Genomic DNA, 16,057 nt, shown 5'->3' with positions numbered 1-16,057 from the left:
AGCGGTGTTTTTTGGGGTGGCATAGGCGCCGGAAGACGCCGCTGGTGTGCGGGTCAGCGTGTCGGGGCTTGAGCGCTGCCGGTGCTGCGCACCGGTACCCTTGTCGAAGTATGGCTACGGGCGCACGGTTAACTTGCCCGGTTGAGTGTTCCCCGGACACTCAACAAGCGTCGGGCGCGAACAGAACGGTGCTTGCATCCCTACGCCATACTCCGCCCGCGGCAGGCACTCTGAATAGCCCCGACACGCTGACCCGCACACCAGCGGCTCACAGTGTTTACTTATGGCCCCTCTGACTTCAGAGGGGGTGAGGGGCAAGTGGGCGATGGGAGGGAAAATTGCGTTTTTCTCTGTGTAGGGTGTGACTGGGCGCTTGTTGTTCCAAGAGGGACCGGCGTAGCCTGTTGTAGAGTCAGAGTCAGAGTCAGAGTCAGAGTCAGAGTCAGAGTCAGAGTCAGAGCACCAAAACAAAGCTAGCGTGGCGGCGGTATCTATTCCTTGAACCTGTTTCCAGCGTGACGCTTAGACATCGGTCTGCGTTTGGACAGGATTGCTCTCTGTATTAGGTGGTGCTGTCTGGCCAGACTCAGGGCTGTGATGCAGCCGGGTGTTGGGGGGTGTTCTGACTGTGATGCGTATCTTGGCGTGGCTTGCTGTAGATAACGGGAAAGTGAGCTGACTATTGGGGCGATGACAGTAACAAAGCCTTTATAGCGTCCCTATGGCATTTGAGACGAGTGCGCGTCCCCGTAGGTGGCGCAAGGTCTTGTCATGGGCCACCAAGGCCTGCTGTGGGCCTTGGGTGACTATCTATTTACATGGTTGGCGGGAATTTATCCTGGGACTCGATCAGGAACTGTTTGGCTGCGCCGTCGTGGACCAGGTCGGTGATGGCTTGGGCTTTGAGCAGTTCAGTCGGGGTGCAGGCTTTAGAGATGATGAAGCCTTGTACGTAGTCCACGCCCAGTTCTTGCAGGGCTTTTAGAGTGGGGACGTCTTCTACCCATTCGGCAATGCTGATCATGCCCAGGTTGTTGGCCAGTTCGACGATGGTGCGCACGATGGCGACGTTGGTTTCTTTTTTCAGCATGTCGCAGATCAGCGCGCCGTCGATTTTGATGGCGTCGGCGGGCAGTTCACGCAGGTAGGAGAAGGAAGTGTAGCCCGCCCCAAAGTCGTCCAGGGCAATGCGTACGCCCATTTTCTGCAGGCGTCGCATGAAGTTGCGGGTGTGCTCCAGATCATCCAGTGCCACGCCTTCGGTGATTTCAACGCACAATCGGCGGGCCAGGTGCTCGAAGCGGGCCAGAATGTCAAAGAGCCATTCGATGAAGGTGTCGTCGTTCAGGGACACGCCACTCAGGTTGATGGTGACCCATTGGGTCTTGCTCAGTTGGGCTTCGTGTTTGGCCATCCACTCCAGGGTGGCGGAGAACACCCATTTGTCGATGATGGTGATGGTGCCGCTTTCTTCAGCCGCTGCAATGATGCGGCCAGTAGGGATGAGCTGGCCGGAGGAGTCGCGCACGCGTAGCAGGGCCTCGAAGTTCAGGCTGTCCATGGGGCGGCGCAAGGCGGCGATGGGCTGCATTTCCAGGTAGAGTGCGCGGGAAGAACCGCCTTCCAGTTCTTCAAATAGACGCAGCTCTTCGGCGTGTTCTTGCAGGGCGTTGGAGTCCTGCCCATAGATGATCATGTCTTGATGCAGTCGGCGCGCGTCGCGGGAGGCTCGACTGGCGGCGGAGATGGCCTCTTGCGGAGCCATACCGGGTGCGACTTCGACCAGCCCCAATGTGCTGCGCAGGTTAAAGCTGCGGTTGCCCGCCAGTACGGGGCTTTTGTTCAGCGACTCCAGTACGTTATTGGCCAGAGCGCGGGCTTGGTCCGGTTCGCAATCTTCAAAGATGATCACAAATTCATCGCTACCGATGCGACCGATTTTGTCTTCGCTGCGCAGAACGGATTCCAATTGTTCGCAGACTTTAAGCAGCAGGGCGTCACCCGAAGAATGGCCAAACGTACCGTTCACATATTTGATGTGGTTCAGGTCCAGATAAGCTAACAAGCAGGGTTTGTCGTTCTGGCTGCGATTGAGCAGACCATCCAGGGCTTTTTCGATTCCTCGCTGGTTCAGGACGTTGGTCACTGGGTCGTTGTCGGCCATCAGACGCAGCTGGCGGTAGGTCTCGGCGCGGGCGGTCACATCTTGCAGGGAGCCTTCAATGCACTGGTTGACGATGGCCACGCGCAAAGCGAATTGGCATGGCTGAGCATTCGCGTCATAGTGGGTAATGGTGACATCCTGGCCGTTCTGGGTGCTTTGTGCGACAGCTTTCCAGTCTTGCTCGGGGAAAAAGTCCGTCCAGTAAATGGTAGTTTCGCTGGGGTCTGCTTCTATGTGGAGCATGCGGCTCAACATGGGGCTGATGCGCAAAAAGACACCGGACTCGTTCAAGGTGAACATGCCAACAGGGGTGACCAGGTAGTGCGCCATCAGCTCGTTACGGGCGCGCAGAGATTCGCTGCGATCCTCCCGCAAGCGTTCGCCTACAGCGAGAGCCACCATTAGGTTGGAGAGCAGGAAGGCGATGACGCCGTTAAAGTTCTCTACAAAGGTGGAATAGCCAAACGTCACCAGAAAGACGGACGAAATGAGCATGCACAAGGCCATGCTCAGTAGCACCAGTTGCCACAGTAAGATGCGCGAGCGGGTATGCAAGAGAACAGCTAGCAGCACGGCCGAGACGCAGCACAGCGCGTAGATGGTACTGATCCACATCAGGGGCTGGAACACTGAAGCTGGAGCGAGCAGGGATACGGGTAGCAGGATCAAGCCCAGTATGCCGACCGTGGGTAGCAAGCGTTGCAGGCGGGCGGTGGTGATGGAGTTGCCCAGCAAGACGGTGAACAGGGAGTAGCTCAGGATGAAGTAGCAGGCAATGGTGACCTGGCGCAGTACGGGCATGTACTGGGAGGGCAGGATCTGGCCTAGCCATTGAGTGTCCCAGCCCATCGCCATCGAACCCAGACGTAGATTGCCAATCAGCCAGACAGACAGCAGCAGGTAAATCCAGGCGCGGTTGGTCGCGGCCAGCACCAGCATGAACATGGCCATGGTCAGCAAGCCGCCTTCCAGCAGCCCTATGCCACGGCTAAGGTGAATTGAAGAGTTGGTGACGTCAGAGCTGGCCCAGAGTTGGGCTTGCAGTAGGGTGGGACGTGAGGTCTGGACACGACACAGAACGGTGGCAGTGTGGCTTGTCTGGTCCAGTTCCAGGGTGTAGCTTTTGACCGGGGTCGGTGACAGGGCTGCAGGCGGGGACAGCTCGCTATTGCGCAGAGTCTTGCCGCTACGGGCATCTTCACAGTGCAGCGAGGAAATCGGGGAGGCGGGAAAGTGCAGGACTTGCTCTTGTTCAGGCAAGGGAGCAGGCAGGGTCAGTAGCAGCCAATGGGGCTCGTTCAGGTGCAGCCGTTGTTGGGACGGTGCATTTTCCAATTGCGTCAATAACTCTGGATCCGCATGCTCTTGTTGGCTGGCCAGTGCTTGAATGCCTAAATTTTGACCGGGAACGCTAGGGTAGCGATTGGGTAGGAACAACAATACCCATAACGTGAGCATGATCAGAAACAAAGGGATGACGTACAGACTTAAGCCGCGAATCAAGCGTTCGCTAGCCGATGTAACAGGCTCAAAGCTGTGGGTCGGTATCCCTGGGGTGGTCATGATGGTGGTACAGTCTCCAGCGCTTACCATCGAACTGTCTGGCCACTGACAGCGAAATCTGTGCTTTTCCGGCTAGGACGCAACAGGCCGGGATTGCGATGCCTGCTGATGGCAGCGCAATCCCGGCCTGTTTTACGGTCAGATTCGAGAGTTCTTTAAGGCTGAATGGTTGTAACCTGCATTCTTGCCCTGGCTTTAGGGGAGCAATTGTTCGGTGGCAAACAAGCTTTCCAGTGTTTCGCGCGGGCGGATCACATGGACCTGATTCCCATCGACCAGAATTTCAGCCGCACGGGGGCGGGTGTTGTACTGGCTGGCCATGGTAAAGGCGTAGGCACCGGCGGACATAATGGCGATTAGATCGTCTTGTTGCAGCGCCAGTTGGCGGTCACGGGCCAGCCAGTCGCCGCTTTCGCAGATAGGGCCAACCAAATCGTAATGGGGGGTGTCCTCGCTTACGGGACGAGGGTTTACCGCTTCCACGCTGTGCCAGGCATCGTACAAGGTAGGGCGGATCAAGTCGTTCATGGCAGCATCAATGATAGCGAAGTTCTTGGTCTCACCATGCTTGAGGTATTCCACGCGGCTCAGCAGTACCCCGGCGTTACCCACCATGGAACGGCCAGGTTCCAGCACGATCTCCAGATGGCCCAGGCCGTTCTTGTCCAAGGCGGCAAAGACTTCGGTCAGCAATTGGGTGGGGGTAACCAAGGTTTCGTCAGTGTAGCGAATGCCCAGACCACCGCCCAAATCCAGGTGAGTCAGATTCACGCCTTGTTCCTTCAAGGCCAGGATCAGCTTGATCAGCTTGTCTAATGCGTCCAGATAGGGGCTGACCTCGGTGATTTGTGAACCGATGTGGCAGTCCACACCCACAATGTCCAGGCTAGGCAGTGCTTGGGCACGGGCGTAGATGCGAGGCGCTTGATCAATAGGCACGCCAAATTTATTGCCTTTCAGACCAGTGGAGATGTAGGGATGGGTGCGGGCATCCACGTCCGGATTCACGCGCAAGGAAACAGGTGCTTTCACATTCATGCGTTCTGCAACCTGGGCAACGCGTTCCAGCTCGCCTTCGGATTCAACGTTAAAGCATTTCACGCCTGCTTTCAGGGCCGCTTCGATTTCCCAAACCTGTTTGCCGACACCGGAGAACACGACTTTGCCTGGGTCGCCACCAGCGGCAATGACACGGGCCAGTTCACCGCCCGAGACGATATCAAAGCCGGTTCCCAGACGGGCAAATTCTTGCAGAATGGCCAGATTGGAGTTGGCCTTCATGCCATAGCACACCAACAACTTGCGGCCCTGGCCGGCTACTCGATAGGACTCCCAAGCGTCGCGCAAGGCTTGGCGGGAGTACACATACAGAGGGGTGCCGAATTCTTCAGCCAGTTTGTTCAGTGGAACTTGCTCGGCGTGCAGCGTGTTGTTCTGAAATTGGAAGTGAGGTGCAACGGTCATGGTGTCGTCAAATAACAGAGGTTAAGCGCGAGCAGGGCGGAAATCAGCGCGGCGCTGTTTGGGCGTCCGCCGCTTCCTGCGCAGGAGGGTGATACAAGGGGCCTTTGTAGCCGCAAGCGCTGAGAAAAACGCTAAGTGTCAGCAAGGCCAGCAGGCGGGAAGAACGTAGTTTGTTCATAAGGTATTGAGCGAGTGCGGACAATGCAGAGCATTATGCCATTTTGAAGGGCAAAGCATAAAAAACGCCGGCGGTGCCGGCGTTTGGGTACTGGATCTAGAAGGGGACGAAGGGTTGCGTTTCAGCGCCCGAGGAGCCGGAGTCAGAGTCCAGTTGCCGCAGCAGGTCGCCAATCCCATCGTTTTGATCCCCACCGCCTTGTTGCAGGAAGTCGTCACCCGGAGCGGGTAGACCAACACGGGCAATGGCTTGTCCGGGCGGGAATTCGTCAAAGTAGAAATCCCCGTTGATGCGCGACAGGCCAGACGGCATAGGACCGGGAGGTACGATGGGCTTGTCTTTGAGTGCAGTGCGCATGTAGTTGATCCAGATAGGCATGGAGGCACCACCGCCGGTTTCACCTGAGCCCAGGCTGCGTGGCCTGTCAAAGCCCATCCAGGCAATACCGACCAGATCTGGCGTGTAACCAGCAAACCAAGCGTCCTGAGAGTCGTTGGTGGTGCCTGTTTTGCCACCAATGTCTGTGCGCTTCAATGTGCGCGAGGCGCGGGCGCCAGTACCGGAGGTCGCCACACCGCGCAACAAGTCGTTCATGACGTAAGCAGTGCGGGCATCAATGGCGCGTGCAGCGGCATCACCCGCCACAACGGGCTTGGCACGCATGATGACTTTATTGGTGCTGTCGGTGACGTAGTCGATCAGGTAGGGCTCGGTACGGTAACCGCCATTGGCAAAGACCGCGTAGGCGCCGGCCATTTGCAGGGGAGTCACGCTACCGGCACCCAGAGCCAGCGGCAGAACGGCAGGCTGACGGGCTTTGTCGAAACCAAAGCGAGTCACATAATCTTGCACGTACTTGGGGCCGACGGCCTGCATGATACGGATAGATACCATGTTTCTGGATTTGTACAAACCTTGACGCATGGTCAGCATGGGTTCGTACCTGCGCCCGTAGTTCTTGGGCGTCCATGGCTTGGAGCCGGTCTGGGCGGCGGTCAGAACAAAGGGTTCGTCCGAAATCTGGGTAGCAGGGGTTAAACCGCGCTCCAGTGAAGACGCGTAGATAAAGGGTTTGAAGGCGGAGCCGGGCTGACGCCAGGCTTGGGTGACGCGGTTGAACTTCCCATCTGAAAAGTGAAAGCCGCCGACCATGGCTTGGATAGCGCCGTCTTGCGGGCGTACCGACACAAAAGCAGCCTGCACCGCAGGCATATTCAGTACTTCCCAGTAATCGTCATTGCGGAACAGATAAACCACGGAGCCGCGCTGGATGCGTACGTCTGCTTTGGCATTTTTTACCAGGCCGCGAGCCACGATCTTCAAGGCGCGCTTGTCGTTGACATCAATAATTTGCTGGGCGGTACGGGCAACACGAATCTGGTTGGGGCTGGCGTCCAGCACCACGCCGGTCAGCAGGTCGCCCGTATCGGGGTACTTGTCCTGCAGGTCGTCCAGAATGGCATCTAACTGAGCGTGGTCGTTTTCAATATCAGCGGGTAGATCCACTTGGCCTTGAGGGCCGGTGTAAGGAGCTCGACGGGTGTAATCCAGAATACCGTTGCGCACAGCCAGGTAGGCAGCTTCCTGGTCGGTGGACTGGATCGTGGTGTAGATATTGAAACCGCGCGAGTACACATTGTCCTGGTAGACGCCGTACAGTAGCTGGCGTGCCAGCTCAGCCGCGTATTCACCGTGGATGGCATAGCCACCGGCGGGCGTGCCCAGGGCCGATTTCACAACAATTTCCTGTGCCAGGGCGTCTTGGTACTCTTGCTCGGTGATGTAGCCCAGCGAGCGCATGCGGCCCAGTACATAGGCTTGACGAGTTTTGGCGCGTTCGAAGTTGGCAATGGGGTTAAAGCGCGAGGGCGCTTTGGGAATGCCGGCCAGCATGGCGGCTTCTGCCGTTGTGATCTCGCCCAACTGCTTGCCCAGATAGGTTCGCGACGCTGCGGCAAAACCATAAGCACGATGACCCAGATAAATCTGGTTCATGTACAGATCCAGAATCTGGTCTTTGGACAGTGTTGCTTCAATCTTGAAGGTCAGCAGCAGTTCGTAGAATTTACGGGTATAGGTCTTTTCTGATGACAGGTAGAAGTTACGTGCTACCTGCATGGTGATCGTGCTGGCCCCTTGTGTCTTGGACATGTGGGTCATATTGGCCAGGGCGGCGCGACCTACCCCCATCCAGTCAATACCACCGTGCTGGTAGAAACGGTCGTCTTCGGCCGCCAGAATGGCCGATTTCATGACATCGGGGATTTCGTCAAAACGCAGCACATTGCGGCGTTCTTCACCAAATTCGCCGATCAGCACCTTGTCCGCCGTGTAAATACGTAGTGGCACCCGTGGGCGATAGTCGATCATGGCGCTTAGATCGGGAAGGTTGGGCCAGGCTAAGGCCAGCGCCAGCGATCCGAGCAGGGCGGCACACAGACCAAGCCCCACAAAAAAGACCGAGGTCTTGATGATGAGGCGGGCAAGCCAGGAACCGGAGCTTTGCTCGGGTTTAGAATTGGGGGAGCGGGAAGAAGAACTCATTAGGGCTGATTTTAAAGTCCAAACGCAGCAGGACTGGGCCTCAAATCAAGTATCAATGTAACAAAATAATACTAAGCAAGCGGACTGTGCTTAGGGAAGGCTAATGGGATAATACACAAATGAACCACTCTTTACCCGCCGAGCTGATGCCTGTAGAACATCCTGATCCTTTATCAGACGCCGAGCTGCTCCATTTACAACAAACTGGCCCACGTCCCATTATTTTAGTGGGCATGATGGGAGCCGGTAAAACAACCATTGGCCGCCAATTGGCGCGGGAGCTCAAACGCGAGTTTATGGACCTTGACCACGAGCTGGAAGCCCGGAGCGGCGTGCGAGTGTCCACTATCTTTGAGTTCGAAGGCGAGCAAGGGTTCCGCAAACGTGAATCGGCGGTGCTCGATATTTGTTCGCGCCAGAGCGGTATCGTGTTGGCAACGGGAGGCGGGGCCATTTTGTCCGAGGCCAATCGCCAGATCATTAAAGATCGCGGTATCGTAGTGTACTTGTGTGCCACTGTAGACGAGCTGTACCGTCGCGTGGCCCGAGACCGTAACCGACCACTGTTGCAAACAGCGGACCCACGCGCCCGCATCCAGGAACTGTTGCAAGCGCGCGAACCCCTCTATGAAGAAGTGGCGGATATCCGCTTTGAAACTGGCTCGGCGCCGGTTCATCATGCGGTGCGCCATTTATTGTCCCAGTTGAAAGAACGAGGTTGCTAAATGTCTGTAGTGCATGTTGACGCCCAGGGTGGCGCTTATCCCATCCAGATCGCCGCCGGGCGTCTGGCGCAGCTTGCAGGCACGGTGCCAGCCGATACGTCTGCCATTGCGATCGTCACTAATCCTACGGTGGCAGCCTTGTATCTGGCACCGGTCAAGCAAGCCCTGGCCGCAACGGGCAAGCCCGTCCATGTGATCGAGCTGCCCGATGGCGAGGCCTACAAGAACTGGGAATCTCTGAACCTAATTTTTGACGCGCTGCTGGGTGCTCATCTGGATCGCAAGGCCCTGATCGTGGCCTTGGGTGGTGGCGTTATTGGCGATATGGCCGGTTTTGCGGCAGCTTGCTTCATGCGCGGTGTGCGCTTTGTACAGGTCCCCACGACGTTGCTGGCGCAGGTGGATTCCTCGGTCGGTGGCAAGACAGCCATTAACCATCCGCTAGGCAAGAATATGGTGGGTGCGTTCTACCAGCCTATCGCCGTGGAAGTGGATACGGACGTACTCAAGACCTTGCCTGCTCGCGAAATTTCCGCTGGTCTGGCTGAAGTCGTCAAGTACGGCATGATTTACGATCTGGATTTCTTCAACTGGTGTGAGGAGCAGATCGCCCCCATGCGCCGTCTGGAGCAGGAGCAGATTGTTCATGCGATCCGCCGCTCTTGCGAGGTGAAAGCCGAGGTGGTTTCACAGGACGAACGCGAGTCGGGTCTGCGTGCTATTTTGAATTTTGGTCACACTTTTGGCCACGCGATTGAGTCTGGTATGGGCTACGGTCAGTGGTTGCATGGCGAAGCCGTGGGTTGCGGCATGATTATGGCTGCCGAGCTGTCCGCTCTGGTGTGTGGTTTGCCGGCTCAGGATGTCGCTCGTATCAAAGCCCTGGTGCAAGCTAGCGGATGCCCGATCACGCCACCACAATGGCCTGCAGACCGCTGGCTGGAGTTGATGCAGGTGGACAAGAAAAATGAAGGTGGCCAACTGCGCTTTGTGCTGCTGGATAAATTAGGCCATGCCAAGGTGCAGGCAGTCGCCCCGGATGTAGTGCGCCAGGCATTGGCCCGCTTTACAACGGTGGAACAGGAGTAAAACCGATGCAAATGCTTGCCGCTTATGCCTGTCGCCCTGAACAGTCCCGCGGCCGGCGTTACGCAGAGGCAGCACCCCAAGGCCGCAACGCCTTTCAGCGGGACCGCGACCGGATTATTCACTGCAATGCGTTTCGTTTGCTGGAATACAAAACACAGGTTTTTATTAACCACGAAGGTGATTTATTCCGAACACGATTGACGCATAGTTTGGAAGTGGCCCAACTGGCGCGGGCCATTGCCCGCAATCTGGGTTTGCATGAAGACCTTATCGAAGCCATCTCCCTGGCCCATGATCTCGGTCACACTCCGTTTGGCCATGCTGGCCAGGACACGCTTAATAGCTGTATGCAGGAGTTGCGTCCCGAGGCCGGGGGCTTTGAGCATAATCTGCAAAGTCTGCGAATCGTGGACGAGTTGGAAGAGCGTTATGCCGCCTTCAATGGTTTGAACCTGTGTTTTGAAACCCGCGAGGGGATCTTGAAGCACTGTTCCCTAAAGCATGCGCGTGAATTGGGCGAAGTCGGCCAGCGCTTTATTGATCGCAGCCAACCGTCTTTGGAAGCGCAAATGGCCAATCTGGCCGATGAAATTGCTTACAACAATCACGATATTGATGACGGTCTGCGCTCTGGCTTGATTCGCTTGGAGCAATTGCTGGAACTACGCCTGTTCCGTGCGCATTACGAGCATGTGCAGGCTCAGTATCCGGGCTTGAGTGGCCAGCGGCTGGTCGCTGAAATTATCCGTGGCATGATCAACACCCTGGTGGTGGATTTAACGGAAACCACGCGCGCCAAGCTGGAAGAACACCGTCCCGATAGTGCAGATGCAATCCGGAACCTGCCGCGCCTGGCCGGTTTTTCGCCCGAGCTGCGCGCTCAGGCCGATGAGCTTAAACGTTTTTTGCACGCCAATCTGTACCGTCATTACAAAGTGGTGCGCATGATGAACAAGGCGCAACACATCGTGCGTGACCTGTTTCAGGCGTTTGTGGATGATCCGCGTTTATTAGCAGCCGAACATAGGCGCGAAGACCCGATTGCACAGGCTCGTGCTGTGGCTGACTACATCGCTGGCATGACGGACCGTCATGCCATTCGTGAGCACGACGCTATTTTCAAGATGTAGGTTTTGCTTTAACGCTGCAGCAAAGGCTTCAAGTAACGCCCGGTATGGCTTTGCTCGCAAGCAGCAACAGTCTCCGGGGGGCCTTGCACCACAATTTGCCCACCGCCATGGCCGCCTTCTGGCCCCATGTCCACAATCCAGTCTGCGGTCTTGATCACATCCAGATTGTGTTCAATCACGACCACGCTATTGCCGGACTCAACCAGCTTGTCCAAAACTGCCAGCAAGACAGCAATGTCCTGAAAGTGCAGGCCAGTTGTAGGTTCGTCCAGCACATACAAGGTCTGGCCGGTGCTGCGTTTGGACAGTTCCAGTGACAGTTTCACCCGCTGCGCCTCACCACCAGACAGGGTGGTCGCGCTTTGACCCAGGCGGATGTAGGACAGACCCACATCGATCAAGGTGGTCAGTTTGCGTGCAACCGCAGGGACTGCATCAAAGTATTCCAGTGCCTGCTCAACCGTCAGGTCCAGCACTTCGCTGATATTGCGGCCCCGGTAGCGAATATCCAGCGTCTCGCGGTTGTAGCGACGGCCCTGGCACACATCACAAGGTACATAAACGTCAGGCAGAAAATGCATCTCTACCTTGACTACGCCATCGCCCTGGCAGGCCTCGCAGCGGCCGCCTTTGACGTTAAAGGAGAAGCGGCCTGGGTCGTAGCCACGCAACCGTGCCTCGGGCACGCTGGCGAACAGTTCACGAATGGCGGTGAACATGCCTGTGTACGTGGCCGGGTTACTGCGCGGGGTGCGACCAATTGGGCTTTGGTCGACGTTGATGATTTTGTCGAAGTGCTCCAGCCCTTCCATGCGCTCGTAGGGCGCGGGTTCGGCATGGGCACGGTGCAGCAAATGTGAGAAGGCGGTTGCCAGTGTGTCGTTGATCAGTGTGGACTTGCCCGAACCGGACACGCCTGTAATACAGACCAGTCGTCCGGCCGGAATTGCCAAATCAACGGACTTCAGGTTATTGCCGCTGGCACCGTACAGGCGCAGCCAGTTCAGGCTGTCGTCAACGGGACGTCGTTTGGGAACGGCAATCTGGCGCTTGCCGGACAGGTACTGGCCGGTTAGAGACTTGGCGTTCTGGGCCAGCTCTGCGGGTGTGCCTTGGGCGGTGATTTGCCCGCCATGTTCGCCCGCGCCGGGGCCCATGTCGATGACATAGTCGGCGGTGCGTATCATGTCCTCGTCGTGCTCGACCACGATCACGCTATTACCCAGGTCCCGCAGGTGCTGCAGGGTCTGGATCAGCTTGTCGTTATCGCGCTGGTGCAGGCCAATGGAAGGCTCGTCCAGCACATACATTACGCCGGTCAGACCGGAGCCGATCTGGCTGGCCAGACGAATACGCTGCGCCTCGCCACCGGAAATGGTGTCGGCGCTGCGGTCCAGAGACAGATAGTTCAGACCCACATTGTTCAGAAATTCCAGCCGCAGGCGGATTTCACGCACGATGCGGTCGGCAATCTCTTTTTTCGCGCCTGTTAACGACAGACGCTCGAACCAGGCCAGGCAGTCAGACAAGGCCAGGGCTTCGACTTCATAAATGGCCAGACCCTTGGCTTGTCCTTGAGTTGTAGAGTTGGTTTGTACGCACTGTACGGCATTGTCAGACAGCGTGTCGACAATGATGGCTGCTGGGTTGGCAGACACGGTGCCTGCATGATGCTGGCACCCCGCATGGCTGGGAATGGGATCATCCCCAATACGGACGTGACGCGCTTCCAGACGCAGACGTGCGCCATGGCAGGCCGGGCATGTCTGGGTGCGACGCAGCTTGTTTAGCTCCTCGCGTACGGCGCTGGAATCGGTTTCCGCCCAGCGACGTTGCAGATTTGGAATGACCCCTTCAAATGGGTGTGTTTTTACCGTGGTGCGTCCTTTCTCATTCAAATAGAGAAAGGGGATTTCTTCCGCGCCAGAGCCATACAGCACGGTGCGGCGCAGTTCTTCGGGCAGGGACTCGAAGGGGGCCTCGATATCAAAGTGATAATGGGCCGCCAGACTGGTCAGCAAGGTATAGGTAAAGGCATTGCGTCGATCCCAGCCTGCAATGGCACCGCCTGCCAGACTCAGTTCTGGAAAGGCCACTACCCGTTCAGGGTCAAATACATCCACTTGTCCCAGGCCGCTACAGTCCGGGCAGGCACCTGCCGGGTTATTGAAGCTGAACAGGCGCGGCTCCAGCTCGGGCAGGGAGTAGTCACAGACCGGGCACGCGTAGTGGCTGGAATAGGGTTGCTCCAAACCGGTATCCAGATTGACCACCAGACAACGGCCATTGCTGGTGGACAAAGCCGTCTCCAGGCTCTCGGCCAGACGCTGCTGGCTATCCGGTTTGATACGTAGCCGGTCTATGACCAGATCCAGATCATGGGCCTGCTCGGCATTGAGCGCGGGCAGGTCTTCAATGCTGGAGATCTCGCCATCGACGCGCACCCGTACAAAGCCCTGGGCTTGCAGACCGCGCAGCTCCCGCTGCAGATCGCCCACCAGGGCGCGGTACATGGGAGCCAGGACGGCAATGCGGGATTCAGGCTCCCATTGCAGAATCTGGTCTACCATCTGGCTCACGCTATGGGCCTGCAAGGCCAAGTGGTGTTCCGGGCAGTAAGGAGTTCCGACGCGCGCGTACAATAGGCGCAAATAATCGTGGATTTCGGTAGTGGTTCCCACGGTGGAGCGCGGGTTATGACCTGCTGCCTTTTGCTCGATGGCAATGGCAGGCGACAAACCTTCGATCAAGTCCACATCTGGCTTGTCCATCAGTTGCAAAAACTGACGTGCATAAGCGGACAGGCTTTCCACATAGCGCCGCTGGCCTTCGGCATATAAGGTGTCGAAGGCAAGAGACGACTTCCCAGAACCGGACAGCCCTGTCAGCACGACCAATTGGTGGCGTGGCAGGTCTACGGAGACGTTTTTCAGGTTGTGGGTACGGGCACCACGAATGCGGATGGCTTCCATCGCTTTATTTAGGCTTGTCAAAAGGCAACTTGCTACTATAGCGCGTTGCGTCAGAATTTATGTGAACGGGTATCCGGGCTCTCTGCTAGCCCAGTTGTGACAGAGTATTAAATGAGTACACACCAAACCATGAATACGGCCGGATCGCGCCCAGAGCGCTTGAGTCTGACTCAGCAAGAGCGCAAGGCCAGCATCTTGCTGGCTTTGCTGTTTGCCTGTCGAATGCTGGGTCTGTTTTTACTGACTCCGGTTTTTGCGGTTGCTGCCCATTCCCTGCCCGGCGGTAACGATGCCGCGCGAGTCGGTCTTGCATTGGGTGCCTATGGTCTGACCCAGGCTGTTTTGCAGATTCCCTTGGGGATGGCATCAGACCGTTTTGGGCGTAGGCCGATTATTGTCATCGGCATGGCCTTGTTCGTGGTCGGCGGGGTGATCTCGGCGCTGGCACAGAATATTGACTGGGTGACGGTAGGCCGCTGTATTCAAGGTCTGGGGGCGGTGTCGGCAGCCATTTCCGCCTGGGTAGCCGACTCCACTCGCCCCGAAGTACGTACACGCGCCATGGCCATGGTGGGTGGGTCTATTGGCCTGTCCTTTGCCGTCTCGCTGGTGCTCTCGCCGGTGTTGGTAGGGCAATTTGGCCTGTCGGGACTGTTCTGGGCCATCAGCTTGCTGGGCTTTGTCTGTTTGTTGATTGCTGCTTTTGTGGTGCCCAGTGCGCCTAAAGCGCCAGCCTCGATTGTGCAGGTCACGGCCGGACAGGTTCTGCGTCACCTGGACTTATTGCGACTGAACTTTGGCGTGTTCTGTCTGCACTTTATCCTGATGTCCCTGTTCATTGTGGTGCCGGGCATTCTGGCTACCTTGGGCGGCTATAGCACTCAGGATTTGTGGAAGGTGTACTTGCCCGTTATCTTGGTGTCTTTTGTGCTGATGGTGCCTGCGGTGTTCTGGACAGAGACCCGCAAACGTCACAAACACGCGTTGGAACTGGCCGTTTTGCTGTTGATTGTGGTGCTGGCCGTCATGCCTTGGGCGCGTGACTCGCTGGTTCCCATGGTGGCAGCGCTGACTTTTTTCTTTATTGGCTTTAACGTGCTGGAAGCTTTGCAGCCTTCGTTGGTGTCGCGCGTCGCGCCGCCAGAATATAAAGGTTTGGCGCTGGGTTTTTACAACACCTCCCAGTCCCTGGGCGTGTTTGCCGGCGGCCTGATCGGGGGCGTGCTGGCTGGGCGAGGGCTCACCCAATGGGTGTTGTGGACCGGCGCCGCGTTGGCTGTGCTGTGGTTGCTGACCGCGCGTGGTTTCAAAGATAAATATTAGAAGGTATTGCCTGTTACGCTTGTGCAAAGACGTGGCAGGCAGCAGCAAGTAAAGTGGCCGGATTGGCCTCAAGAATCAAGAGCTGGGCGTAACAGGTGACTTTGCCGGGTGCTTAGCCATATACGCCGTTCAAGGTGCCGTAACGGGATCGTTTGCGTGGACAAAACGGCCCTTCCTGGAGTGGGGAGGGAGTGTTAATTAAGGCACGAATCCACGATAATACGGCTTGATATAGAATTTTTGACTACAGGATTTTTTCATGGCATCGGTAAATAAAGTCATTCTGGTGGGCAATCTTGGCCGCGACCCAGAAGTACGCTACAGCGCAGAAGGCTCGGCCATCTGCAATATTTCCATTGCCACGACTTCGCAGTGGAAAGACCGTACCTCCGGCGAGCGCCGCGAGGAAACCGAATGGCACCGTGTGGTGTTCTATAACCGTCTGGCTGAAATCGCGGGCGAATACCTGCGCAAAGGCCGCCCCGTCTACGTAGAAGGTCGTTTGCGCACCCGTAAATGGACGGGCCAGGACGGTCAGGAGCGTTTCACCACGGAAATTATCGCCGAGCAAATGCAAATGCTCGGTGGCCGCGACGGTGGTGGTGAGATGGGTGGTGGCAGTATGGGCGGTGGTGAATACGGTGGTGGCGGTGGTGGTGCACCGGCACCGCAACGTGCTCAGCGTCCAGCGCCTCAACAACAACAGCAGCAACAACAACAGGCTCCACGTAATACCGCTCCTATGTCGGACAATCTGGCCGATATGGATGACGATATTCCGTTCTGAACCATAGGTTTTTAAGAGTGTAAACATCGAACCCGGTTTTTACTATAAAAATCGGGTTTTTTATTGTTTACAAAGGAATTGTAATTTAGGTTAAGATGGAAACTTATCTACTAGCTAT

General features: G+C 56.8%; 10 protein-coding genes. 5 read left to right on the top strand and 5 right to left on the bottom strand.

The window, feature by feature from the left end; genetic code table 11:
- Positions 1–814: 814 nt before the first annotated feature.
- From AB7E06_RS19020 to AB7E06_RS19005, 4 genes are all read right to left on the bottom strand, one after another.
- Complete coding sequence (locus tag AB7E06_RS19020) at positions 815–3,757, bottom strand: putative bifunctional diguanylate cyclase/phosphodiesterase (protein WP_427958141.1); 2,943 nt, start codon at positions 3,755–3,757, stop codon at positions 815–817.
- Between the two features lie 165 nt (positions 3,758–3,922).
- Positions 3,923–5,191: a diaminopimelate decarboxylase gene (gene lysA / locus AB7E06_RS19015; RefSeq protein WP_094198127.1), complete on the bottom strand. Its 1,269-nt coding sequence runs from the start codon at positions 5,189–5,191 to the stop codon at positions 3,923–3,925.
- A gap of 43 nt (positions 5,192–5,234) precedes the next feature.
- The gene (gene lptM / locus AB7E06_RS19010; RefSeq protein ID WP_094198126.1) at positions 5,235–5,369 is read right to left on the bottom strand and encodes an LPS translocon maturation chaperone LptM; all 135 of its coding nucleotides are present in this window, start codon (positions 5,367–5,369) and stop codon (positions 5,235–5,237) included.
- Between the two features lie 96 nt (positions 5,370–5,465).
- The gene (locus AB7E06_RS19005) at positions 5,466–7,913 is read right to left on the bottom strand and encodes a penicillin-binding protein 1A (RefSeq protein WP_094198125.1); all 2,448 of its coding nucleotides are present in this window, start codon (positions 7,911–7,913) and stop codon (positions 5,466–5,468) included.
- A gap of 119 nt (positions 7,914–8,032) precedes the next feature.
- Between AB7E06_RS19005 and AB7E06_RS19000 the strand changes: the two genes are divergently transcribed.
- The 3 genes from AB7E06_RS19000 to AB7E06_RS18990 are packed head-to-tail and all read left to right on the top strand — an operon-like array spanning position 8,033 to position 10,857.
- Entirely contained in the window at positions 8,033–8,638 is a 606-nt protein-coding gene (locus AB7E06_RS19000) for a shikimate kinase (RefSeq protein WP_094198124.1), read from the top strand.
- Positions 8,639–9,727, top strand: a complete 1,089-nt coding sequence (gene aroB / locus AB7E06_RS18995; RefSeq protein WP_094198123.1) for a 3-dehydroquinate synthase — start codon at positions 8,639–8,641, stop codon at positions 9,725–9,727. It abuts the gene before it with no gap.
- Between the two features lie 5 nt (positions 9,728–9,732).
- Positions 9,733–10,857 (top strand): deoxyguanosinetriphosphate triphosphohydrolase, encoded by a 1,125-nt coding sequence (locus AB7E06_RS18990; RefSeq protein ID WP_094198122.1) that lies wholly within the window; start codon positions 9,733–9,735, stop codon positions 10,855–10,857.
- 8 nt (positions 10,858–10,865) lie between these two features.
- Here AB7E06_RS18990 and uvrA read toward each other — a convergent pair whose 3' ends face one another.
- Positions 10,866–13,829: an excinuclease ABC subunit UvrA gene (gene uvrA / locus AB7E06_RS18985; protein WP_094198121.1), complete on the bottom strand. Its 2,964-nt coding sequence runs from the start codon at positions 13,827–13,829 to the stop codon at positions 10,866–10,868.
- 111 nt (positions 13,830–13,940) lie between these two features.
- Here uvrA and AB7E06_RS18980 point away from each other — a divergent pair, with 111 nt between their 5' ends.
- Both AB7E06_RS18980 and ssb read left to right on the top strand, forming a co-directional pair.
- Positions 13,941–15,152, top strand: coding sequence for an MFS transporter (locus tag AB7E06_RS18980; protein ID WP_094198120.1), 1,212 nt, complete (start codon positions 13,941–13,943; stop codon positions 15,150–15,152).
- 259 nt (positions 15,153–15,411) lie between these two features.
- A complete protein-coding gene (ssb, locus tag AB7E06_RS18975; RefSeq protein ID WP_094198119.1) occupies positions 15,412–15,939 on the top strand; it encodes a single-stranded DNA-binding protein in 528 nt (175 codons plus the stop codon).
- Positions 15,940–16,057: the final 118 nt, after the last annotated feature.

This window comes from Alcaligenes sp. (assembly GCF_050255915.1).
GTDB lineage: Bacteria > Pseudomonadota > Gammaproteobacteria > Burkholderiales > Burkholderiaceae_B > Alcaligenes > Alcaligenes aquatilis.
Note: the sequence above shows the minus strand (reverse complement) of the source record. Positions and strands in the feature narration are given on the sequence as shown.

Bases quoted from the DNA above. Each gene is read 5' to 3' on its own strand.
- AB7E06_RS19020 (WP_427958141.1), bottom strand. From the start codon at position 3,757: ATGGTAAGCGCTGGAGACTGTACCACCATCATGACCACCCCAGGGATA.
- lysA (WP_094198127.1), bottom strand. From the start codon at position 5,191: ATGACCGTTGCACCTCACTTCCAATTTCAGAACAACACGCTGCACGCC.
- lptM (WP_094198126.1), bottom strand. From the start codon at position 5,369: ATGAACAAACTACGTTCTTCCCGCCTGCTGGCCTTGCTGACACTTAGC.
- AB7E06_RS19005 (WP_094198125.1), bottom strand. From the start codon at position 7,913: ATGAGTTCTTCTTCCCGCTCCCCCAATTCTAAACCCGAGCAAAGCTCC.
- AB7E06_RS19000 (WP_094198124.1), top strand. From the start codon at position 8,033: ATGAACCACTCTTTACCCGCCGAGCTGATGCCTGTAGAACATCCTGAT.
- aroB (WP_094198123.1), top strand. From the start codon at position 8,639: ATGTCTGTAGTGCATGTTGACGCCCAGGGTGGCGCTTATCCCATCCAG.
- AB7E06_RS18990 (WP_094198122.1), top strand. From the start codon at position 9,733: ATGCAAATGCTTGCCGCTTATGCCTGTCGCCCTGAACAGTCCCGCGGC.
- uvrA (WP_094198121.1), bottom strand. From the start codon at position 13,829: ATGGAAGCCATCCGCATTCGTGGTGCCCGTACCCACAACCTGAAAAAC.
- AB7E06_RS18980 (WP_094198120.1), top strand. From the start codon at position 13,941: ATGAGTACACACCAAACCATGAATACGGCCGGATCGCGCCCAGAGCGC.
- ssb (WP_094198119.1), top strand. From the start codon at position 15,412: ATGGCATCGGTAAATAAAGTCATTCTGGTGGGCAATCTTGGCCGCGAC.